This is a genomic window from Sulfurovum sp. MH2-6 (assembly GCF_058374785.1).
The window spans coordinates 519,924-542,819 of the sequence record NZ_CM178170.1 but is presented as its reverse complement, the minus strand read 5'-3'; the positions used below and the strand labels follow the sequence as shown (position 1 = coordinate 542,819).

At 42.6% G+C, this 22,896-nt stretch carries 24 protein-coding genes and 1 tRNA gene; 5 read left to right on the top strand and 20 right to left on the bottom strand.

All coding sequences use genetic code 11. The features are described 5' to 3' along the window. Positions 1-20: 20 nt before the first annotated feature. Positions 21-713 (bottom strand): hypothetical protein, encoded by a 693-nt coding sequence (locus AC4JOV_RS02615; protein WP_229936675.1) that lies wholly within the window; start codon positions 711-713, stop codon positions 21-23. Between the two features lie 140 nt (positions 714-853). Between AC4JOV_RS02615 and AC4JOV_RS02610 the strand changes: the two genes are divergently transcribed. Together AC4JOV_RS02610 and zupT are read left to right on the top strand one after the other, a co-directional pair. Next, a complete protein-coding gene (locus AC4JOV_RS02610; protein ID WP_229936676.1) occupies positions 854-1,366 on the top strand; it encodes a ferritin-like domain-containing protein in 513 nt (170 codons plus the stop codon). Between the two features lie 10 nt (positions 1,367-1,376). Then, positions 1,377-2,201: a zinc transporter ZupT gene (gene zupT, locus AC4JOV_RS02605; RefSeq protein ID WP_229936677.1), complete on the top strand. Its 825-nt coding sequence runs from the start codon at positions 1,377-1,379 to the stop codon at positions 2,199-2,201. On the opposite strand, the gene AC4JOV_RS02600 is transcribed toward zupT, so the two are convergent. Both AC4JOV_RS02600 and AC4JOV_RS02595 read right to left on the bottom strand, forming a co-directional pair. Then, positions 2,198-2,803, bottom strand: a complete 606-nt coding sequence (locus tag AC4JOV_RS02600) for a hypothetical protein (protein ID WP_229936678.1) — start codon at positions 2,801-2,803, stop codon at positions 2,198-2,200. The two genes, zupT and AC4JOV_RS02600, sit on opposite strands and share 4 nt — an antisense overlap. Before the next feature lie 26 nt (positions 2,804-2,829). Beyond that, a complete protein-coding gene (locus AC4JOV_RS02595) occupies positions 2,830-3,627 on the bottom strand; it encodes a DUF5718 family protein (RefSeq protein WP_229936679.1) in 798 nt (265 codons plus the stop codon). Positions 3,628-3,732: 105 nt separating this feature from the next. Here AC4JOV_RS02595 and AC4JOV_RS02590 point away from each other — a divergent pair, with 105 nt between their 5' ends. Further along, positions 3,733-3,891 carry a hypothetical protein gene (locus AC4JOV_RS02590; RefSeq protein WP_229936680.1) on the top strand — a complete coding sequence of 53 codons (159 nt, stop codon included), beginning with the start codon at positions 3,733-3,735 and terminating at the stop codon, positions 3,889-3,891. A 74-nt stretch (positions 3,892-3,965) separates the two neighbouring features. Here the strand turns inward: AC4JOV_RS02590 and AC4JOV_RS02585 are convergent, their stop codons facing one another. Further along, positions 3,966-4,247 (bottom strand): HU family DNA-binding protein, encoded by a 282-nt coding sequence (locus AC4JOV_RS02585; protein WP_229936681.1) that lies wholly within the window; start codon positions 4,245-4,247, stop codon positions 3,966-3,968. Positions 4,248-4,842: 595 nt separating this feature from the next. On the opposite strand from AC4JOV_RS02585, the gene AC4JOV_RS02580 reads away from it, so the two are divergent. Then, on the top strand, positions 4,843-5,319 hold the full coding sequence (locus tag AC4JOV_RS02580) for a lipoprotein (RefSeq protein WP_229936682.1): 477 nt from the start codon (positions 4,843-4,845) through the stop codon (positions 5,317-5,319). A 64-nt stretch (positions 5,320-5,383) separates the two neighbouring features. Here AC4JOV_RS02580 and AC4JOV_RS02575 read toward each other — a convergent pair whose 3' ends face one another. The 13 genes from AC4JOV_RS02575 to htpG all read right to left on the bottom strand — a co-directional run bounded on the left by AC4JOV_RS02575 (position 5,384) and on the right by htpG (position 18,364). Further along, positions 5,384-5,872, bottom strand: a complete 489-nt coding sequence (locus tag AC4JOV_RS02575) for a hypothetical protein (RefSeq protein WP_229936683.1) — start codon at positions 5,870-5,872, stop codon at positions 5,384-5,386. 155 nt (positions 5,873-6,027) lie between these two features. Then, positions 6,028-6,112: transfer RNA gene (locus AC4JOV_RS02570), tRNA-Leu, on the bottom strand. A gap of 60 nt (positions 6,113-6,172) precedes the next feature. Further along, positions 6,173-6,475, bottom strand: coding sequence for a F0F1 ATP synthase subunit C (locus AC4JOV_RS02565; protein WP_229936684.1), 303 nt, complete (start codon positions 6,473-6,475; stop codon positions 6,173-6,175). Positions 6,476-6,653: 178 nt separating this feature from the next. Next, complete coding sequence (locus tag AC4JOV_RS02560) at positions 6,654-8,831, bottom strand: polyribonucleotide nucleotidyltransferase (protein ID WP_229936685.1); 2,178 nt, start codon at positions 8,829-8,831, stop codon at positions 6,654-6,656. Positions 8,832-8,834: 3 nt separating this feature from the next. Beyond that, complete coding sequence (locus AC4JOV_RS02555; RefSeq protein ID WP_229936686.1) at positions 8,835-9,542, bottom strand: phosphoribosyltransferase; 708 nt, start codon at positions 9,540-9,542, stop codon at positions 8,835-8,837. Then, complete coding sequence (locus AC4JOV_RS02550) at positions 9,520-9,789, bottom strand: DnaJ domain-containing protein (RefSeq protein WP_229936687.1); 270 nt, start codon at positions 9,787-9,789, stop codon at positions 9,520-9,522. Before AC4JOV_RS02550 ends, AC4JOV_RS02555 begins: the two co-directional genes overlap by 23 nt. 6 nt (positions 9,790-9,795) lie before the next feature. Then, on the bottom strand, positions 9,796-11,871 hold the full coding sequence (locus AC4JOV_RS02545) for an LPS-assembly protein LptD (RefSeq protein WP_229936688.1): 2,076 nt from the start codon (positions 11,869-11,871) through the stop codon (positions 9,796-9,798). Then, complete coding sequence (locus tag AC4JOV_RS02540; RefSeq protein ID WP_229936689.1) at positions 11,864-12,331, bottom strand: RDD family protein; 468 nt, start codon at positions 12,329-12,331, stop codon at positions 11,864-11,866. The genes AC4JOV_RS02545 and AC4JOV_RS02540 overlap by 8 nt, the downstream gene beginning before the upstream one ends. Before the next feature lie 8 nt (positions 12,332-12,339). After that, positions 12,340-13,608, bottom strand: coding sequence for a phosphoribosylamine--glycine ligase (gene purD / locus AC4JOV_RS02535; RefSeq protein WP_229936690.1), 1,269 nt, complete (start codon positions 13,606-13,608; stop codon positions 12,340-12,342). Positions 13,609-14,009: 401 nt separating this feature from the next. Beyond that, on the bottom strand, positions 14,010-14,651 hold the full coding sequence (locus AC4JOV_RS02530; protein WP_229936691.1) for a uroporphyrinogen-III synthase: 642 nt from the start codon (positions 14,649-14,651) through the stop codon (positions 14,010-14,012). After that, positions 14,652-15,590, bottom strand: a complete 939-nt coding sequence (locus tag AC4JOV_RS02525; RefSeq protein WP_318532948.1) for a cation diffusion facilitator family transporter — start codon at positions 15,588-15,590, stop codon at positions 14,652-14,654. 130 nt (positions 15,591-15,720) lie between these two features. Then, entirely contained in the window at positions 15,721-16,401 is a 681-nt protein-coding gene (ung, locus tag AC4JOV_RS02520; RefSeq protein ID WP_229936692.1) for a uracil-DNA glycosylase, read from the bottom strand. Positions 16,402-16,501: 100 nt separating this feature from the next. Then, positions 16,502-18,364: a molecular chaperone HtpG gene (gene htpG / locus AC4JOV_RS02515; protein ID WP_229936693.1), complete on the bottom strand. Its 1,863-nt coding sequence runs from the start codon at positions 18,362-18,364 to the stop codon at positions 16,502-16,504. A 137-nt stretch (positions 18,365-18,501) separates the two neighbouring features. On the opposite strand from htpG, the gene AC4JOV_RS02510 reads away from it, so the two are divergent. After that, the gene (locus tag AC4JOV_RS02510; protein WP_229936694.1) at positions 18,502-18,993 is read left to right on the top strand and encodes a SixA phosphatase family protein; all 492 of its coding nucleotides are present in this window, start codon (positions 18,502-18,504) and stop codon (positions 18,991-18,993) included. Positions 18,994-19,017: 24 nt separating this feature from the next. On the opposite strand, the gene AC4JOV_RS02505 is transcribed toward AC4JOV_RS02510, so the two are convergent. The 3 genes from AC4JOV_RS02505 to nhaD all read right to left on the bottom strand — a co-directional run bounded on the left by AC4JOV_RS02505 (position 19,018) and on the right by nhaD (position 22,880). Then, positions 19,018-19,620 (bottom strand): transglutaminase-like domain-containing protein, encoded by a 603-nt coding sequence (locus AC4JOV_RS02505; RefSeq protein WP_229936695.1) that lies wholly within the window; start codon positions 19,618-19,620, stop codon positions 19,018-19,020. Positions 19,621-19,861: 241 nt separating this feature from the next. Then, entirely contained in the window at positions 19,862-21,403 is a 1,542-nt protein-coding gene (guaA, locus tag AC4JOV_RS02500) for a glutamine-hydrolyzing GMP synthase (protein WP_229936696.1), read from the bottom strand. Positions 21,404-21,527: 124 nt separating this feature from the next. Then, a complete protein-coding gene (gene nhaD, locus AC4JOV_RS02495) occupies positions 21,528-22,880 on the bottom strand; it encodes a sodium:proton antiporter NhaD (protein ID WP_229936697.1) in 1,353 nt (450 codons plus the stop codon). Positions 22,881-22,896 lie beyond the last annotated feature (16 nt).

Below are 22,896 nucleotides of genomic sequence, written 5' to 3'. Positions count from 1 at the left end.
TCTCTTCCCTTATGACTAATCTATTTATCTTTTTTGTTTTCTAACAAAGCGGGGGCTTCTCCTCCCTGCTCTTTAAGAAGCTTTACCAGCTCTTTTTTGACATTCTTGTCTGTCTTTTCATCCACTACGATATCCAGCATCTTCGTAATTTTTTCATGATGCTGTTGGCTGGCCTGCATGAACTCCTCATGCCTCAAAGTCTCTTCATGCATTTTTGCCTCTTGGGCTTTGTTCTTTCTGTGAATCCATAACAAAAGAAGCAGTACGAGCAGTACTAGCAACGTACCGACGATCAACACTGTTTGGTAAAATCTATTCTGGTTATCCTGGTTTGACAAGAGTCTTTTCTCCTGAGCCATAGTAAGCGCTTTTTCCTGCTCGAGCTTCATACTCTGCAACTCTTTTTCATACGCTAGTTTACTCTCCTGCAGGGCAGCTGCCTCTTGTGCTTTTACTTTTGACTGCTCCAGCTCCAGGCTTTTCAGCTGCTGTACCTTCTCTGCTTCGATCTTTGCCAGAGTGACCTGGTTGGCACCTATCAACTTTTGAAGTTCCAGAGTTTCATTCACCTCTTTATACTTCTTCTGGTTAGATACCCCGGTCTCCTCTTTTTTTGTCGTATCATTCATCAGATGTGCTTTGGAAACATTACCCTGTTCACACCCGTATAATAACACCAACACCAATGCTATAAAAAAATATCTGATCTTCAAGTTCTTCCTTGCAAACTGTTTTCACTATTTTAACCAATTTTTCGTTAGCGTATAAAAAAGGACTATTTCCATTTAAGTTTAATAGCGTTACAATGGATTAATAATAATTATTTTATTTAATAAGATTGAAAGGATCCAAGATGGCAAAAAGAGGTAATTCGATTATCAAAGGGGTAGAGATCAGTGAGATCATCACGCTGCTTAACAAAGCCTATGCAGATGAGTGGCTAGCCTACTATCAATACTTTATAGAAGGAAAAGTGGTCAAAGGTATCATGAAAGACGCGGCTATCGCTGAACTGACACAACATGCTGCCGATGAACTAAGGCATGCCAATATGGTTGCAGACCGTATCCTGCAGCTTGGCGGCACCCCTCTGCTTTCACCGCAAAACTGGTTCACGCATACCAACTGCGGTTATGAAACACCAACTGATTTTGATGTGGTTGCCATTCTTGAAGATGCCATAAAAGGAGAACAGTGTGCTATCTCAGTCTATTCAGAACTTGCTGAGTTGACCAAGGATAAGGATATCGTCACTTATAATATCGTCTCAGAGATCCTTGCAGATGAAGTAGAGCATGAAGAGGATCTTCAGGCACTGCATGATGATATCTCGGAGTTTGTAGAAAGTATCAAAGGTAAGCTCTAAAGGAGAGCGTGTGGAGACACTGACTCTGGAAGGTTTCCTTCCTGCCTTCTTTCTAACACTCTTTGCAGGTTTGTCAACGGTTTTAGGATCATTTTTAATTTTCTTCAGTAAAGAGAAAAATACAAAATTCCTCTCCATAGGACTTGGTTTTTCTGCAGGAGTGATGATCTATATCTCTTTTGTAGAGATACTTACAGAGTCTCAAAGTGCTTTTGCTCACTATTATGGAACTTTACCGGGAGAAACTCTGGGCCTTGCAGCCTTTTTCATAGGGATAGGGGTTACCTTTATCATTGATCAGATCATCCCTGACAAGGTCAATCCACACCATGCATTGGAATATGGTGAAGATCATATCTCTACGGTCAATGCACAGTTCAGCCTACTCTCCAGAGTAGGACTCTTTACCGCAATTGCCATTTCTATACATAATTTTCCAGAAGGGTTTGCAACGTTTGTCATGGCATTGGAAGATAGAAATACAGGGATGGCTATCGCCTTTGCCATCGCTATACACAATATACCGGAGGGATTAGCCGTTGCTCTGCCAATCTACTATGCAACAAACAGTAAAAAGAGAGCATTTTTCTTTGCATTGGCCTCAGGTCTGACCGAACCCCTCGGAGCCGTCTTAGGCTATATGGTGCTAGCTCCCCTGATGGGTGATCTCACACTGGGTATCTCTTTTGGTATTGTAGCCGGTATTATGATCTATATCTCGTTTGATGAACTGCTTCCATCATCGAGGCGCTATGGGAATGACCACACAGCACTTGGCGGAGTAGTGGCGGGGATGTTTGTAATGGCCCTCAGCCTTGTGCTCTTTCAGATTTAGTGCCAAACGCTTTGGCTCTTTCTATGGAGTGCCGCCTTCACCTCGTTGATCAATGATTCTGCCTCCTTGCCGAAGACAAATGTTCCCTTGAAACGTTTTTCTGTATTTTCTATATAGTCTCGGAGTGCTTCTTTTTCATTTTCAGTCACAGGCGCTTTAAAAAGATACTGCATCGCACTCTCTTGCATTTCACTTTTACGTTCTGTCTCTATGTAGATTTTGCTTGAGAGGAGTTTGAGCGCTCCATTTCCATCTACAGTGTATCTTTTGATACGGGCACCATAAGGGGCATCGGAGTTTCCCCGTCTGTCCCAGCGGGTATAAAATGTAATCATGGAGCCATTGATTTCATAACTCCCCTCTTCTATACTTCTCTCGTGACAGGCTCCCGTTGTGTCATCCAGAGTAAAAGATAAAAGCTCCGCCGCTTCTCCATCTCCTCTCTCCTGGTAAAGCCTCAATACCTTACCTTTGCTGTCGTAGATATGGTATGACTCAGTTTTGATCATAAAATGCTGATCAGAAAGCGTAAATCCGGTTAAGAGCTCTTCACTCATCGCCAAGGTGAGCGTCAACAGAGAAAGAATGAGCGTTCTAAACATAGTTACCTTCTATACTTATAGGAGAATTACTGTACCTTTTGGTGCAGTATCACTTTGGATGCAGAGGCAGCCAATGTTGCATCATCTTTCGTTGCATCGTATGCGATCACGTAGACTTCATCACCGCTTTGCAGATAGTTATGCTCGCCAAACTCGGCATACGCTGTTGCACCTATAGATATCAAAGCTTGTGATGGGTAATGACACCTCTTGAGATGCTCTGCGATATTTTCCAAAGGACCGAAATCCTTCTGGTGATTCATCTTCTCTATCAGCCAGTTTTTGAGCTTCGTATAAAAATAGCTGTAACCGGGCAATGGAGCATCCACACCATACTCATGCAGTACACCGTCACGTTTTACAAAGGAGCAAAGATGGTATCTGTCCATTACACCCCCCTCTTCAAACCTGTCGATATCGATCCACTTGTCTCCGATCCCTTTGGAGTTTGGACCCCAGCTTTTCTTTTCTGATATTTTTTTCGCCCCCTCTTTACGGATGGTACAGTCATTAAATACCGTAAATCTTTCAGCGATCAGATCCACTACTTCGTGGTTATCACCGTAAACAATCTCAAACTGAACTCCGATCTCAGGCTCTACTTGTGCATTGGCCTCATACTCCGGCAATGTCAACTCACTCGTAGCAACAGAATAGATACCTAAAAAAGAGTCACTGCCAGGAAGATAAAAAGGGAAAATACCTTTAGGTGCCTCAGGCTCTTCTGTCTGCACCTCTTTAAAATCTTCAAGCTCGCCTGCCTGCTCAAGATGGTGTGCAAAGTTCCCTGCTACACCCAGGCCTATCATCTCATCAACTCTCATCGTCTCTCTTTTTTGAGCACATTATATCATGTTGTCACTGGCAGAGTACACAAAGAGTACACAGCCGGAGTCTATACTAGATAAAACATAGAAAAAGGAGATAGCATGGCAGCTGATGATCATAAAAAGAAAGATAATAAAAATATCATTTTCGTATCAGTATTTATCGGTGCAATGTTGATTTGGATGCTGGGTACTGTCATTTACGTGACAAACAATGTAGCAAACTGTTCCAGTGCAAAAAAATTGGATAACGCGTGTTAGAATAATATGATTTTTAAATAGCGTGAAGATATATACAGAAAAAGGTTACCCAAAAAACGGGTAACCGAAAATAATTAAGCACCCGCCACAGCGTCTTTAAGCGTTTTACCGATTTTGAATTTTGGTGCAGTATGTGCAGGTTTTGTATAGGTTTTATCTGTACCAGGTACTTTACCAGATTTTTCAGCTACATCTACTGTTGAGAATGTTCCGAAACCAACAAGAGAAACGCTCTCTTTCTTTACCAGTGCCTCTGTTACAGAATCAATAAATGCTTTTACGGCTCTCTCTGCTGCCGCTTTGCTCTCAAATTCACCATTCTTCTGTACCAACTCTACAAATTCAGCTTTTGTCATGCTTCTTCCTTTAATATAAGATGTAAATCATTATATCACATTTTATTCTTAAAAATTGCTAAATAACTCCTAAAATGCCCTAAATAAGGGTGTTTCAGGGGATTTTAACGTTTTTTTCTCTTTCGATAAGGCACTTTTTATAAAATTTGGCTTTATATAGCTAATTAAAAAATCCTAATAATATGTAACTTATATAGTCTAAATCCTTCTCTATGCCTAGCGGGTTTTTCATTGGGATAGATTCATCCTATTCAAACCTGCGTTTGAGTTCAGCACTTAACTACAGGGGAATCATAGATTGAAAATAGTAATTGTTTACCTAAGCTGTCATCACAAGAGAAGTGTTGCTTTTAAAGTTAAAATAGAAAAATGAAATTGAATCAAGAAGTATAAAATGGTACGATCAAAGGGATTTATCACTTTAACAAATTCTCACAATGCCCTGCCTTAGGGCATCCATGATTTTAAAAGTTAGCTGTTGGCAAACAATTGACCTACAAATCTGGCAGACTCTGCCAAAATTCATTCCTAATTTCTTTCTTAATAAAAAGATATTTTAAGATATTATCTGTCATTAAACTTTCAGGGGAGAATCATGAAAAAAATTATTTTAGCTTTTTTAAGTCTGTTTATCTTGACTGCATGTGGTGAACAACCACCACTAGCAAACAAAGATATCTTTATTAAGAAAATGACTAAAAATAATTTATATAAAAAAGGTGAATTCTTAAGTGTATATCGTTGTTTAACCGCATCTGCTCCTCTAGGAGAAAGTCAAGCTGTATTTCATTATGCAACTTGTGCTATTACAGATAAACAAGTTATTATTTTTAATAACGATAAAGATTATTTAGAAAATCATGGGAAGAAGCTTACTTATTTGAACTTAAATGATATTGAGGGTGTTGACTATTACGAATTTGGCTTAGGAGGAAACCTACAGCTAAAAATAAATAATAAAATTTTAATCATAGGTACTTATCATAAAGAAACTGACTTAAAAAATTTAAATATATTAAAAACACATGGAGTAAAAAGTTTTAAAGCAACATATCTTATTCATAATTATTGAAGCATCTACAAAAGTAAATTAGAAACAAGATTATAATCTTGTTTCTTGGTAATACTAGGTTTAGTTAATATTGTGTTTTAGCAGGACATTGACTTCGTTGTCCTTTGAGCCATAATTTAAGTTCATTAGCCCAAGTTTCACCCTTCTCTGACAAATAAGGCTCTTCATAAATTGATCTAATTGAAGAAGTCACAACAATTACTGATTTACAGTGTTTATTTCCAGGTTTAATCTGATAATATTTGTTATATGTTGTTTTATTATTTACATTATCACTTGTAAGAGTAAGAATTGTATGTTTGGACCTATCCGCTTCATAAAGATTTGTAAAACTATAATTATATGCTGCAGCTCCATACCCTACACCACTAGCACTATAATCATAACATTCATCTATGTTTTTTAAGAGTATATTATAAGTTTCTTTAACAGACTTATCTGAGCAAACTTCGTCTTTAAAACCTTTTGTTAATAAATCTTCTTTTGTATGCAATGTAGGCCCCATACATCCTACTAACCCTAAACTAAAAACAGCTATTATGACTTTTTTCAAGAAATCCCCTTTTTATACAATAATGAAAATATGTTATCAATCATTGGCTGAAGATTAAATAAGTACAAAAATGAATAGTTAAAGAAGAAATGATTTAATGTATATCAGAGTTAAAATTTTAAATATGATTGAAGTCCCATGAAATGGGTGTTTAATGGTGCGATCGGAGGGATTTGAACCCTCACACCACGAAGGCACTACCCCCTCAAGATAGCGTGTCTACCGTTCCACCACGATCGCGTGTGTTTGTGTGGACGGGATTATACCCGCCCGAAACTTAAAGATTGCTTAAAATTCCTATTATAGGAATGGGTTAGCGTAAAGAGCGATAAGTGCAATAACAAGTGTATAGATAACTTGTGCTTCGATCATCGCAAGAGCAATGAACATTGTAGTCATTAGTTTACCACCAAGACCTGGGTTTCTAGCTGTACCAGCGATTGTTGCAGCAGCAGTGTGACCCATACCGATAGCACCACCAAGAGCAGCAAGACCAAGACCAACACCAGCAGCTACTACTGAGTAAGCTTGGATCATAGATTCACCTTCACCTGCGAATGCAGCTGCACCAAGTGCCATGAAAAGTACAAAAATCTTTTTCATTATAATTCCTTCAAAATTTGGTTGATTTTAAGTCTCTACGACTGTCTTCCAAAGTCCGTTCGGCTAGCGTAAACAGTATCTCTACTGCCAACAGCCACATAAATGCAAACTGTTTCCCTACTTATCACTTCGTAATAACGGCGTAATTTTATCTAAAAGTAGATTATACTTTGCTTCGCTATCCCAAATATTCCGGTGTAGCGAGCTCTACTTTTTTGCCTTTTTGCTCCAGTACCACCACTTCGATCGGATCACCCTCATTGTAACGCTCTGCCAGGTTATCTACTCGCCCTTTCGAGACTTTGGAGATATGAAGCAGCGCATCGAAACCGTCAGGCATCTCGACGAACATACCAAAGTCTACGATCTTTTTGATCTTACCTGTGTATTGTTTGTTGATCTCGTACTGCATCTGTTTCGGTACAGGTTTTGATGCAATTGTTTCAATATGGTCTCTGGCAGCGGCTACTTTGCTGTCATCCTCACCGCTGACTTTTACACCACCGACCTCTCTGTCCAGGTCAATGCTTACATCAAATTTTTCAATGATCTCACGGATCGTTGCTCCTGCTTTACCTATGATATCAACGATACGGCTTGGGTCAATCGTAAAATGCTCAATGGTTGGGAGTGCCTCGCTTGGTTTCATCTCCTCTTCTGCTTTTTCCATAAGCGCCAAGATATGTAAACGTCCTTTTTTTGCTTGTGCCAGTGCATCTTTGAGAATGTGGAACTCTAACCCACCCAGTTTGATATCCATCTGCATCGCAGTAACTCCGTCACGTGTTCCCGTGATCTTGAAATCCATATCACCATCATGGTCTTCAAGGCCCATAATATCAGTCAGAACGGCATACTTCTCACCCTCAGTGACAAGTCCCATCGCCACACCCGCAACAAGCTTTTGTGTCTCTACTCCCGCTGCTCTTAGTGCCAATGAACCTCCACATACAGTAGCCATAGAGGAGGAACCGTTACTCTCAAGTATCTCAGAGACTAATCTGATAGTACCCTCTCTGCGGATATCAATGGTAGGCTCCAGTGCACGTTTAGCAAGATTACCGTGACCTAGTTCACGTCTTCCCGGCGCACTTGCAGGTTTCGCTTCACCTACTGAGTATCCAGGGAAGTTATAGTGCACCATAAAGGACTCTGAAAGTGAACTTTTTTCAGTGATGAGTTCATACATCTGTGCATCTTTATCCGTCCCCAGTGTTGCGCTCACAAGTGCCTGTGTTTGTCCTCTTGTAAAGAGACATGAACCATGCACAGAAGGCAGGATATTGGTCTCGATATCAATAGGGCGCACCTCATCAAGCGCTCTACCGTCTGCACGGATATTTTTATCCAGGATCAATGCTCTCACGATAGTTCTCTTGTAGGATTCTAGTACATTGCTTACCAATTCCTTCTCCAGTACTACACCCTCTGCCGCTTTCGCTTCCATGATCGCTGCACGTACCTTCTTGAGTGCCGTACTTCTTTCACTTTTTGCCATAGACTGTACGGCTTCTTCCACGGCCTCTTTGTAATTTGCTGCGATATAGTCATAGAGTTCACTGTCCACTTTTGTATCAAACAGCTCCAATACAAGTGCTTCTCTGCTTACCGGTGCAAAGACATCTTCGTATGCTTCAGAAGCCTTCGAAATCGCTTTTTGTGCCACCTCGATTGCTTCAAGCAGTGCATCCTCATCCAACTCATTACATTCGTGATGTTCAAGTATCAATGGTACTTCTGCCATCGTAGGAGCAACCACATCATCAATGATCTCTTGCGCAACAGTACGCATCTCTATCATCAAGACATCTTCACCTGAACCGACAACAAAGAGATCTAGTGTACTCTCTGCCTGCTCTGAGAGTGTCGGGTTGACGACTATTTCTCCGTCTATCTTCGATAAACGGACTGCTGCAACGGCTTGTGAAACCGGTGTATCTGATACAAAAAGCGCGGCAGATGCAGCATGTAAAGCCGCCACCTGCATATCTACTTCGCTGTCACTGCTCAAAACGGTCACGGTGATAACTACCGGATAACGGAATCCTTTGGGGAAAAGCGGACGAAGAGATCTGTCAATAATACGGGATGTAAGTGTCTCAAAATCACCGGGTTTTGTTTCTCTTTTGATAAAGCCGCCCGGTATCTTTGCTGCGGCATAACTCTTTTCGATATACTGCACCGTCATAGGAAGGAAATCCTCATCTACAGGTGTTTCATCGATAGCAACAGTTGCCAGAAGAACGGCTTTCCCCTGTCGGTATAGTACTGCACCTGAAGCCTGTTTAGCTACTTTGTTAAATTCGTATTTCTCTTCTAAGTTGTTGATATTGAGCTCTAGCACTGTTGCTTCCATAAATTATTTTCCTTTACTCTCATCTGGTTGGATTTTCTTTTTTTTCTCTTGACGTTCTACCATCCACGCAATCTCATCAAAAGTCGGTTTCTCAAAGTTTTGAAAATAGTATTCTATCGAAATATAATCTTGAATCTTATGAGGGCAAAAGACTCCGTCACATACTGCGATCAGATTTTCATACACAGACTGATCCAAAATAGGCGTTGCGATATAGATATTTTTTGCCTCTCTTGCGATGGTCGACTTCAGTGCGACCATCATCGTAAGGCCTGTTTCGATACACTCATCCACTAACAGGACATACTTCCCTTTCAAGGAGACGAGGTCTTTTCCTTTTCGATACTTATAGACATAAGAGAGTACCTCTTCGTCATATTTACGACTTGCCTCTGCATAGACAAAATCCACAGAGATATCAAAGGCATCGATCAAGGCTTTATGCATCACCACCTCTTCTGTCTCAGAGATCATTGCAATCGGTAATGCGGGGTTGTTGGGTGCACTAATGGCTTCTGTAAGCAAAATATCCATCTGTGCATTCAGCGCTGTCGCAACCTTATCCGCAAAGTACACCCCTCCTTCACTGATCCCTATCACAACTGTTTCATTACTGCGAAGCAATTCCGTAGGCAATGTATCTATCAATTGTTCTGCAGCATTCTGACGATCACTAAAATAGAAACAATCAAGGTCTAAATCGTTGGACATAGTCTACTCCCGGATACTGTTTTTTGATCTCATCCTCATCAAAAGTATAACGAAAATCCTCTATATACTTCATCAATAACTTATAGGAGCGATTGATCTGTTCCATTTTCGATGCATCTCCCCCTTTGTCGGGATGGTGTTTTTGTGCAAGAAAACGGTACTGCTTTTTGATATCCGTCTTGGTGATCAGTTTGGGTAACCCCAGTGTCTCCAACGCTGTTTCTATCTCTTCAATAGGACTTAACATCTCTTCTTACCTTGCCCCTATCGTTGCAAATGGGATAAAATTAAACTGTACACCCAGACTGGTCTCTTCTCTTGAACCTGTAGGCAGCGGTGTAATATCCTGAAGTACCGACAATTCCATTGACCAACACTCAACGGCATAGTTGCCTCCTATTCTCCACTGTGTACTTGAACCTTCATCTATATCATAGGATAAACCGCCATGAATCTTTACTTTAGGTGTCACCTGGTAGTTAAAATTAAAGTTGATATCATTGGCCGGAATAAAAACAGTCTTGTCATCAGGCAGTTTTTGCTTATAGGTGTGCCCCAATGTAAAATTATACGCTTGCCCTGTAAGCGATATACGGTTGGACGATTCACGTACTTTATTAAACTCATACGAATAGACGATATCGGTATAAAACTGCCAACTCTTCCAGTTATACTGCATCTCGTTACTTATATCTCCGAGCTTATAGCTTCGATTGAGATAATATTGTTGGGAAAGACGCTGAAAGAACGTTAAATGCATCGCTTCATCGTAAAAATATTGACTTAGGGTCAGTGCATAATGCTCTTCTGGCAACCCAACGGCAAACAACTCTTTTTGATCCTCTTCAAGCTGATCAAAATCTACGGGATCCTGTTGTTCATTCCCCGGTTTGATATATTCCAAGGCCGGTTGCAGCACATGGATAAAACGATCGTATTTTTTTGTCAGATCAGTAAAGAGTTTTGCTTTATGGATATTACTGTAGTATTCAAATTGATCAACGGTAAACTCACCGTTGCCAAAGAAGAACTTACTGTAGTAGAACTCTTCACCCAGTGACAGATTCAGGTAGTCATCAAAAAAAGAGGCCGTATACTCCAATGGTATCTTCGTATCAAGCTGTTTCAGGGTAATGCTTTTTTTTCTATCGAAATTATTGAGATGCATATCCACACTATAGGTAAGATTATCCCATATGATATGGTCCAGATATTTATGCAACTGTACAGAGGGAAGTACCTGAAGGGTATGATCATTATTCTCTTCCCTCGTATCAATAAAATATTTCGTATTGATACCTGTATAAAAATCCTCATTAGAGACAAAATAGTTCACTCTTGATTCTTGTAGAGGATTACGGCCAAAACTGGTAAATTTAGTTTTTTGCAGGTTGATATAATCAATATCATTTAAAAGTATAGCATTGATATAGAGACCGTCATTCCACCCCTGAAGCGAACTGTTTGACAGGAACTGTGAAGCATCATAGTAGAGCTCAAAACCATAATGTTCTCTATCTTTATTCTCTTCTCTTTCTTGATACTCCTTACTGTCCAGGAAGTATCCAGCCCGTATCTTTCCCGAAGAGTAAGCGGAATCAACAAAACGGAATGTACTGTAGATTCCTACACTTCTGTCTGTTCTGATCTGAGGATTAAACTCCATATCCATACTCGGAGAGATAGCCCAAAATACAGGTTGTTCGTAGAGAAAGCCCTCATCTCCTGTATAACCGAAAAGGGGGAACAGGAGTCCGGAACTGCGCTTTCTGTCTGTATTGAAAGAGAGATAAGGGGTATAGAGTATAGGTGTATCCAAAAAGTACACTTTGGCATCATAGACTTTCATCTCGCTTGTATTGCTGTCGTATTGAGAACGCTCAAAATGTATTTTCCATAACGGATCATTGATATCACAGCTTGAGATCATACTGCTGCCAAGTGTATAATTTCCCTCTTTTTTCTGGGCTGTGTCCGACATAAGCCATACATCATTTTTATCTATCAGAAAAAGGTCATCAAACACTACTTCGCTGTTTTGTGTGTTAATCTCCAGATGTTTGCTTTTTTGCTTGCTCCCCTCATGAGAGATCATCTCGATATCACCATCCAGTATCAACAGGTTGGTCTTTCTATCATAGGTGGCAGATTTCGCTTTGATTGCCGAGTCTTTAAAGTAGACCAGTACACCGCCGCTTGCATGTACAGTCTCCTTGGTACTCTCCATCTCTCTGGTCAGTACCTCTATCTTCTGTGACGCTGGGTTCGCATAGAGTATCTCTCCTCCCAGCACCACAGACAGCAGAAAACACGGTAAATATTTACGCATCAACTACAACACAGTTTGAAAATTTGTCATGGAAGGTTTGTCTCAACGGGACAAAAAATGCCATCAGGAACCCAAGATAGAAAACAAGTTCACTTGGAATACGAAGCACTCCACGGTAAAGTGCCGTCATAAATGAAGGTTTTTCATAATTTTCCAGGGAGATCACCCTGATCTTCATCATATACTTCCCAAGTGTCATACCGTTTTGCCATACAAGCACCGTATGGTAGAGTACTTTCAGCGTCAAAAGCCATACGATATTGGCTGAAACAAACTGGTTCATAGCCTCCAGAAGCAGTGCTGACTGGGATTGCTGTTCTACCGGAACGGCTTGCAACACTGCCATCATCTGATCATAAAAAATGACCATAAAAAAGAGTGAAACGATGATGTCATCGATCACAAATGAGACTACTCTCTTTTGTGGTGTAGCAATAGAGAGAGAGTTTTGCTCATCCATAACCTCTCCTACAGTGCCTGGTATGCAATATCCGTACGGCACTGCTTACCGGCAAAGTGTACCTGTCCTACAAGCATATAGGCTCTTTGCTGTGCCTCTTTGATACTCTCTCCGATTCCGACACAGACAAGTACCCTGCCGCCTGTCGCATAGAGCTTGCCGTCTTCACCCCGGCTTACCCCGGCAAAAGAGATGTGTGCATTCTCATTGATCTCTTCATGATAGATATCATCGATGATGATCTCGGCAGGCTCAGAGCTCTTATATGGATAATCCTTGCTGGCCATCACCACACCTACAGCATACTTGTCATGGAATTCGATCTTTGCATTGGCCAAGTCACCTATTGCTGCCTTGTAGAAAAGCTCGCTGGCAGGAGACTTAAGAAGCGGCATCAGCTCCTCACACTCCGGGTCACCGAAACGTACATTGTACTCCAGGATGATCGGATCACCGTTAACCACCATCACACCGATAAAGAGAACACCCGTAAACGGCATTCCCTCTTCCTGCATTCCTTTGAGGGTCGGTTTGATCACCCGGTCATCAAGCTTTGCATAGATATCATCATTGACAAGCGGTGTCGGCGCATACGCACCCATACCACCGGTATTCGGCCCTTCATCATTGTTAAGCAGTCTTTTATGATCCTGTGCAGCAGGAAGTACGACATAATCTTTCCCGTCACAGATAGCAAAAACTGAAAGCTCATACCCGTCAAGGAACTCTTCCACTACGATCGATGTCCCTGCATCACCAAAAGAGTTACCGCTGAGCATCTCTCCTGCAGCCTTTTTGGCCTCATCAAGGCTCTGGGCAATAATGACCCCTTTACCGCCACAGAGTCCATCCGCTTTTACAACGATAGGAGCCGTCATCGTGTTGATAAAATCATAGGCATCCTGAAGTGAATCGGTCTCTATATATTTTGCGGTAGGCACACCATGACGTGCAAGGAAATTCTTCATAAAGATCTTTGAACCCTCGAGCTGCGCCGCTTTTGCGCTCGGACCGAAGATAGTAAGATCACGCGCTTTAAATACATCTACGATACCGTCTACCAGCGGTGCTTCAGGTCCAACGATCGTAAGTTCCACCCTGTTCTTCTCTACAAAGTCTGCCAACGCATTGAAATCACTGATAGAAAGGTTCTCTCCCAGCTCATCTGTAGCACCGTTACCCGGTGCAAAGTAGATCTTCTCTACATTCTCATCTTTGCTCAGTGCCAGGCCAATAGAGTACTCTCTACCACCGCTACCTATGATCAATACGTCCATATCTTCTCCGAAAAGTAATTTTTTTGAAATTGTAAATACCCATCAGTGATACCCATTATGCTTAGGAAGTTTTTCAAATCTTTGAGGCGAATGATCTCTATTCATCCAAACATTTGAAAAGCTCCATGAGCATAAGAGTCATCCCTAACGAGACCCGGATGGCCGTTCTGTGTGAGTCGGCCCTAAAAAGCCAACGGTGTAGGAGAGAGCAGTTCTTTAGGAGGCAATTTCTCGCAGGGGAAACCCTACTCAGACGAAAATACCTGCACACCAAACTGCTACCTGTCCCACTAAGATTTAATGTTGGACCCCAAATACAGTGGTCGAACCATCTAGGTTAATATTATTATAGCAAATTTAGTGTAAAAGTAGGTTTTTACCCACGATGCACCACTCTACTACTACAGTAAACTTCTTGCTTTAGCTATACAGGATCGAATCAATGGTTCATCAGCCATAACATAATGCATATCAGGTTTGAGATGTCTCTTTGTTGCTTCTCCGATCACTACTGCACTATAGCTTTCATCCCACTCAAAACTCTGAAAAAAACAATGGATAGTTGAGGGTGAGGTAAAGATAATGATCGCTCCTTTTGAAGGCGCTTCCTCTTTAGGATAAACGGCACAGGAGGTTTTATAGATCACCTGTTCTTCTACCGCTACCCCTGCCCTCTCCAAATACCCTTTCGTATCAAATGAGACTTTTTCGGGACGTAGATAGAGAAGTTTTTTATCTTTAAAATAGGTAATGATATCCTGACTAAGTACTTCACCATAAAACGAGGGAGGAGAATAAATGACTCTCCCCCCTAAGGTCTCGATCTGCTTTTTGGTTGCAGAACCTATGGCGACGGTGGGATACTTTTTCCACTCCGAATCGATCGCTTCAGCACTCTTCACTGCCTGCTTGGAAGTGAACATCACCATATCACATGCATCAAAATCGATCTTGTCTGTGAGCAGAGAAAATGAGATCATAGGTAACGGGATCGTCCCTTCTGCGGATAGTGGTGAGAGCAGATAGATATCCCGCTTTGTCATCTAAGCGTTATCCTCTTTGTGGTGGTGCGTTACCAATGATGTTCCGTTCAGCATCGCCTCATTCATCGCTTCATCATCATAAGGGTCGAAGTGGGGAGTGATGATCCAGCGTTTTTTCTCGTCAAGCTCCATCATTTTCTCTTCCACCTCATCTGCAATACGGTGCGCTTCAAGCAGAAGCATATTGGGACGAAGTACCATATGAAACTCCACAAAGTTGGTCGTCCCGTCACTTCTTGTACGCAGCCAATGATAACTGGTGATCTGGGGATGCTTGGAGAGGATCTCACCGATAGCAGCAACGATCTCCCCATCCAGTGCTTTATCCAGCAGTATCTCTACCCCTTCTACAATGATCTCATAGGCAGAATAGATAATATAGAGGCCTATCGCCAAACCGATAATCGCATCGATCTCGTTATACCCGCTGATCCATACCAGTCCCAACGCTAAAAGTACCGCACCGTTTGACCAGAGATCCGTTTGATAATGCAGTGCATCTGCTTTGATCACCAGACTGTTCGTCTCCCGGGCGATCTTGAGCAGATATTTCACAAGTCCATAGGTAAGCCCGATAGAAAGAAGCATTGCGATGAATGAAGGTGCAAGCAGTGCCGTCTCTCCACCTTTTATGAGCTTCATCATCGCTTCGTAGATGATATAGAAACCTGACATCGTAATGACCGTCCCCTCTATGACCGCTGCAATCGCCTGCACTTTCCCTTTACCGTAATGATACTCCTCATCAGGATTCTCTTCGGATTTCTTAATGGCAAAAAAGTTCAGGACAGAGACCAGCATATCAAGTAGTGAATCTATCGCTGAGGCAAGTACTGCTACCGAACCGCTTGCAACCCCTATCAACAGTTTAATGACCAATAAAAGTGAAGCAACAGAAGTCGAGACAACCGTTGCTTTTTTCTGGGCAGACATCTTCATCTTATCTTTCTCCTCCTCTCTTTTTAACTTTCAATCCCGACCTTCCCTTCTGTTATGGCGAACAGACTATACAATAACCATTCTAGCATAATGGAAGTGTGAGTCAGATATAGGCTTGCGCCTCCGGATACTATATCTGCCAATCAATCTCAGAAATACCGTGGGACCTCAAGTAGTCATTTGTCCGCGAAAATGGCTTACTTCCGTAAAAGCCACGGTAGGCTGAAAGTGGTGAGGGGTGTGGACTTTTGATCACAAAGTGCCTCTCCTGGTCAATGGAAGCCCCCTTTTTTTGAGCATAATTTCCCCACAGGATAAAGACCACATGCTCACACTTTTCATTGATCATTTCGATCACGCTCCGGGTAAACATCTCCCACCCTTTCCCCTTGTGGGCATTTGACTTGCCTGCCTCTACGGTCAACACGTCATTGAGCAGTAAAACACCCTGCTTGGCCCACGGCTGCAGATAACCCGTATGCGAATTATCGATCCCCAGATCGTCATAGAGTTCCCGGTTGATATTCTGCAGTGATTTAGGCAAGGGCTTGACCTCCGGCATCACAGAAAAAGCAAGTCCGTGCGCATGTCCTGCTGTCGGATAGGGATCCTGTCCCAGTATCACTACCTTTACCTGATCAAGAGGCGTTGAATTGAGTGCATTGAACCAGAATGGCGTTTCCGGCAATATCTCTTTTTGCTCTGCCGTCTGCTCCTCAAGAAAGACTTTCAGCTCCTTCATATAGGGTTTGTCAAACTCTTCTGAGAGAGCTTTCTGCCAGGAGGGTTCAAGCGTGGTAGTATGCAGCATAAAAAGAGGCCTTTTTTTGTGCGTATTGTAACAAATTTACTGTTAGTAATGTGGGAGGGTTAAAAAGTATGTTCCCGCATCTTGGGGAACATACCGGAGATTAAAGTGCTTTGGCTGCGATCGCCGCGATACGTGAAGCAAACGCACCCTTGTCCTTCGGCTCCAGGCCTTCGGCAAGTTTTGCACTGTCAAGCAGGATCCATGACATATCTGCAAAGAGTGACGCATCACTTAGACTATCAAGCTTCTTGATCATCTCATGGTCAGGGTTGATCTCAAGGATCAGAGGAATCTCAGGCATCTCCTGTCCCATCTGTACAAACATGTGTGCCATACTTGCCATCGGATCAGAACTGTCTTTGAGCACACATGAAGGGCTTGAAGTAAGTCTTGTTGAGATCTTCACCTCTTTTACCTCATCACCAAGAACCTCTTTGATCTTCTCGGTCAATCCTTTGAACTCTTTACTGATCTCCTCTTTCTCCTCCTCACTCTTGGAGTCAGGTGCATCGATCGTAGTAATATCTTTCAGTGTCCACCCTTTGTACTGACCGATCATCGGTGTAACGATCTCATCCACCTCTTTATCATCAAGGATCAGTACCTCGATATTTGCTTTTTTATACGCTTCAAGCAGCGGAGAGTTTCTCAGTACCTGTTCATTCTCACCGATAATATAGTAGATCTCTTTCTTCTCACTATCTCCACGGCTGATATAGTCCTCAAAAGATACGAGTCCCTCTTCACCTGAACTCTTGTATCTTACGATATCAAGAAGCAGCTCTTTATTGGTATGGTCCGTAAAGATCCCCTCTTTGATCACTCTGTTATACTCTTCGGCAAATGTCATGGCATCTGCACCCTCAAGCTTTTTGATCGCCTGCAGGATCTTCTTCACCGAGTTCTGTTTGATATTTGCCATGACACGGTTCTCCTGAAGCAACTCACGCGAAACATTCAGCGGAAGGTCTTCAGAGTCGATCACACCTCTCACAAATCTTAGGTACGGAGGCAGCAGCTCTTTTTCATCATCAGTGATAAAGACACGTTTTACATAGAGTTTTACACCCGGCTCGTAATCTGCCCTATACATATCCATCGGTGCTTTTTTCGGGATATAAAAGAGTGTAGTGAACTCATTGGCACCCTCTACTTTGTTATGCAGATAGGTAAGCGGTTCTTCATCCCCGTGGTTGAGTGTTTTATAAAACTCGATATAGTCCTCTTTTTTAAGCTCGGACTTTGAAAGTGTCCAGAGTGCTGTTGCCGCATTGGCCTGCTCTGTCTTCTGTACCGTTTTGGTAACGGCATCCTCTCCCTCGCCCTCTCTCTCCTCTTCAGAGAAGTTCAGCATGATAGGGTAGGCGATATGGTTGGAGTATTTCTTGATCACCGCTTCGGTTCTCCACTTGTCAAGGAACTCTTTCTCATCCTCTTTCAGTTTGATATAGATGATCGTACCGTGTTCCTCTTTGGTGACCGGTTTTGTCTCATACTCGCCTGTACCGTCTGTAGAGAACATATAGGCCTGCTCTTCACCTGCTTTCTTGGAGATGACATCCACATGGTCAGAGACCATAAATACAGAGTAGAACCCTACCCCGAACTGTCCGATCAGGTTGCTGTCTTTTTTGGCATCACCGGTAAGTGACTCCATAAAAGCCTTTGTACCTGACTTCGCAATCGTACCGAGGTGGTTCATCAGGTCCTCTTCATTCATACCGATACCGTTATCCCCGATCGTCAAAGAGTTATCCTCTTTATCAAGCTTTACAAATATCTTACCGGCCCACTCGCTCTCTTGAAATTTCTCATCTGTGAGTCTAAGATAGTTGAACTTGTCGATCGCATCACTCGCATTGGAAATAAGCTCCCGCAAGAAGATCTCTTTGTTTGAATACAAAGAGTGTGTCATCAACTGAAGCAGTTGACCGATTTCTGTTTGAAACTGATGTTTAGCCATCTCTATTTCTCCTATGCATCTAGATTTAGTTTTCGCGATTATAATATATTTTCCAAACAATTTCAAGTTTTTTTGAAAGAAACTTTAGTCAATATGACTAAAGTATGAACCTTCTCTATTTCTGATATAATGAACCTATGAAAAAATTATACTTGATACGACATGCCAAATCAGATTGGAGTGACCTTTCAAAAAGTGATTTTGAAAGGGGTCTCAATAAACGGGGTAAGAGAAATATCGTCAGAATGGGCAATGCATTGGAAGAGATGGAGATCAAACCCGACCTTATCATCTCCAGCAGTGCCAAGCGTGCAAAAAAAACGGCAAAAGGTCTTGCCGAAATACTGGGTTATGACAATGACCTTATTTTGTTGGATACCCTCTATATGTGTGAACCGCAACAGTGGATAGAGACGATACAAAATATTCCGGAGAACTGTCACTCGGTATTTATCGTTGGACATAACCCTGAGATCACCGATGTGGCCAATATGCTCATCGATGATTATATCGATAATATCCCTACCATGGGAATTGCAGGTTTTGATATCTCAGACAAAAAATGGAAAACGTTTGAACGGGAAAATGCCAAACTGAAGTTTTTTATCTATCCAAAAATGTATACCTGAATTAACGCTATCATCAGGGCTTAACTATTTGTAACTCACCCTCTGATAGGCAAGCGCTTCGTTGATAAAGGGATCAAAGATCATCTCTATCTGCTCTACCCGATAACCAAGCGGATACCCGACACGTGATCCCTTTGCTGTACTCTCCAGGACATAGAACTTCTTTCCATCGATCCATACCCCCTTTTTATCCGCGATACGGGTATCGTCCAGAGGAGTGATCACAAAGATATGATGGGGTACCAGAACAAAGTAGGCTTCTTTACCCAATGCATGCAGCAGTGAGATCAACAGATTGCTCTTGTCATCACAGTCGCCATATCCGTTTTCTATCGTCTGTGTCGGTTTATGGGCACGAAAATGGTTTATCTGGTAGGGAATGGCAGTGACATAATCAAGAACCCGCTGCACTTCACACAGCTCGCTCCGGCACCCTTCCACTAACGACCTTGCCTTCTCTTCGATATAGGGTGAAGTGGTCACGCAGTTGGTATAGATCCCCTCACCCGTACCGATCTGACGCTTATCTACAATGATTGCCGCTTTGGCTACGATATAGACAAAAGCAATGGCAGCGATAGCAATGATAAGGAGTGAAAAGTTTCTGGATTTTATCGATTGTGACATAAGCGTATTTTAGCAGAAAACAGGAAGGTAAATTGAGTTTCTTTTCAGTTGGTGTTAGATTTGAGGGTTGTTGCGAAGGAGCTTGCTGCCAGAAAGTGACTGAGCGAACTCCTTCAAAGATGCTACCAAAAGAAGGCTTCCTCTTAGTTTGCTTTAGATTTGGATGTTGTGGAGAGGGAGCTTACAAGATGTAAGTGACCGAACCCACTCATCCAAAGATGAAGTAAAATAAGAGAGAAGACTATTCCCACTCGATCGTTGCAGGCGGTTTACTACTTATGTCGTAAACAACTCTATTGATCCCGTCGATCTCATTGATGATTCTTCTACTCATCCCTTCCAGGATATCATGCGGGATATGTGCGAAGGTTGCAGTCATACCGTCAACCGACTCTACCATACGGACACATACGGTATTGTCATAGGTTCTGTTGTCACCCATAACACCGACTGACTGTACGTTAAGCAGTACGGTAAATGCCTGCCATACTTTATCGTAGTACCCTGTCGCTTTTAGCTCTTCCTGCATGATCGCATCAGACTCTCTAAGCAGTCTCAATGCCTCTTCGTTCACCTCACCCATCACACGAATCGCAAGTCCCGGTCCGGGGAAAGGATGGCGTCCGATCATATCTTTTGGCAGACCAAGTTCAAGACCAAGCTTACGTACTTCATCCTTGAAGATCTCACGAAGCGGTTCTACCAGCTCAAATGTCATCCAGTCAGGCAGTCCCCCTACATTGTGGTGAGACTTGATCGTCTTTGACGGGCCTTTCACTGATACGGATTCGATCACGTCAGTGTAGAGTGTACCTTGAGCCAGGAAGCTTACATCTTGGTGCTTGGATGCCTCTTTGTCAAACACTTCGATAAACTTTTCGCCGATAGCTTTACGCTTGGTTTCAGGATCAGTTACACCTGCAAGTGCTGACATGAACTCCTCTTTGGCATCGATCGTGATAAGATCGATATCAAGCATTTTGAACATATTTTGTACCTGTACTGCCTCATCCTTACGCAGAAGCCCCTGATCGACAAATACACATACAAGCTGCTCTTTTGGGAGCGCTTCATGAAGGAGTGCAGCCACGACTGAACTGTCAACCCCTCCACTTACGCCACAAAGCACTTTTCTGTCACCCACCTGCTTACGGATATCATCGATCTTCTCTTTGGCAAATGAACCCATATTCCAAGTACTGTCACATCCACAGATATACTTGGCAAAGTTCTTAAGCATATGCGTACCCTCTACCGAGTGGTGTACCTCAGGGTGGTACTGGAATGCATAAATATTTCTACTCTCATCAGCGATTGCTGCATACGGAGAGTTCTCACTTGTACCGATAACTTTAAATCCTTCAGGAAGTCTTTCCGCTTTATCACCGTGACTCATCCATACGATTTCATTATCTGTGACACCATTGAAGATCGGACACTCGTTTTCAACGTGAAGTCTTGCTTTACCATACTCGTGATGATCAGCCGGGACTACCTCACCACCAAAGTGCTGGGTAATCAGCTGCATTCCGTAACAGATACCAAGGATAGGCAATCCAAGATCCCAGATAGCATCATCCGGTTTATAAGCATCCTCTGCATATACAGATGCAGGTCCACCTGAGAGGATGATCCCCTGCGGTTTACGTGCTTTGATATCTTCGATACTTTCATGGTATGGTACTACCTCTGTGTAGACACCTGACTCTCTAAGTTTTCTAGCGACTAGCTGCGTATACTGCGAACCGAAGTCGAGTACGACGATAGGTACTTCTTTTTTCATCAATGCATTCCTTAAAAGTTTCGTAGTGGAATTTTACACAAAAAAGGTATAGAAGAGTCTGAAAGCAAAGAAGAGTTAAAAATTAAGAAATCTTTCAGGCATAACTGCCTGAAAGGAGAAGAGATTAATGAAGTCCAAGTACCTGGAACTGAACATACCATACTGACACAGATACGATATATCCGACCAGTACCGTCCAGGCAAGCTTCATATGTGATGCGAAGGTATAGATACCGTGCAGCTTACCCATGACACCGACACCTGCTGCTGAACCGAAGCTGATCAGAGATCCCCCTACTCCGGCTGTCAGTGTCACAAGCATCCACTGTGCATGTCCTGCAGCATCCGCCCCCATATCCGGGCTAGATTTCAGTACCGCTGACATCACCGGTACGTTATCCACCACAGCTGAAAGGAAACCGACACCGATGTTCACTGCTGTCGGACCGAACTGCGAGTAGAGTGCCGTAAAATATTCCAGGAACCCAAGGAAATGGAGACCACCGACCGCAGCGAGGATACCAAAGAAGAAAAGCAGGGTATCATTCTCGATCTTTGCAATAAACGAGAAAACATTCACAGGAGGACACTCGACCCCCTCACTGTCATATCTCACTTCCCTTTTCATGCCATAGATATAGAGTTTCAAGATCGCCAGACCGAACATCATTCCCCACATTGCAGGAAGGTGCAGTACCTGGTGAGAGAGTACGGCTGAAGCGATCGTCACACCGAAAAGTGCCATGATCGGTTTACCGCCCGGTGCGATCTTCTCCGGTTTTTCATCACTCTGGAAGGGAGGAGTATCATCCGGTACAAAACGGCTAAGGAAAAATGCCGTAACCAACCATCCAAGAATAGAAGCAGGGAAAAGATAAAGGAAATCTACAAATTCACCTCTACCGTCAACCCATACCATCAGCGTCGTAATATCACCGAACGGTGACCATGCACCCCCTGCATTCGCAGCCACGACGATATTGATCGCGGAAGGGACCAAAAACTCTTTGTTTTTTGCATCAATAGTGATCAATACAGTTGAAAGGATCAAGGCAGTGGTCAGGTTGTCTGCAATCGGAGAGATGAAAAATGCCAAAAGACCCGTGATCCAGAAGAGTTTTCTGTATCCGTATCCTTTGGAAACAAGGTTATAACGCAGTGTAGAGAAGACTTTACGGTCGATCATCGCCTCAATGTAGGTCATGGCAACATAGAGGAAGAAGAAGATCCCCGCGATCTCGACGATCAGTATCTCGATCTCATGGTGTAGATGCGAACCATCCAAGCCGTTCATCGCATAGTATAACCCAATGAGTACAAAGATAAATGTACCTGCAAAAAGTGCCGGTTTTGCCTTATTGATGTGATACTTGTCTTCTGCTGCGATAAAGTAGTACCCTACCACAAAAATGATCAGGGATGCGATCCCCACCCATGTTGTTGTCAAATCCATATGCATTGCTGCTTCAGCTGCCATATCTGCTCCTAATGTA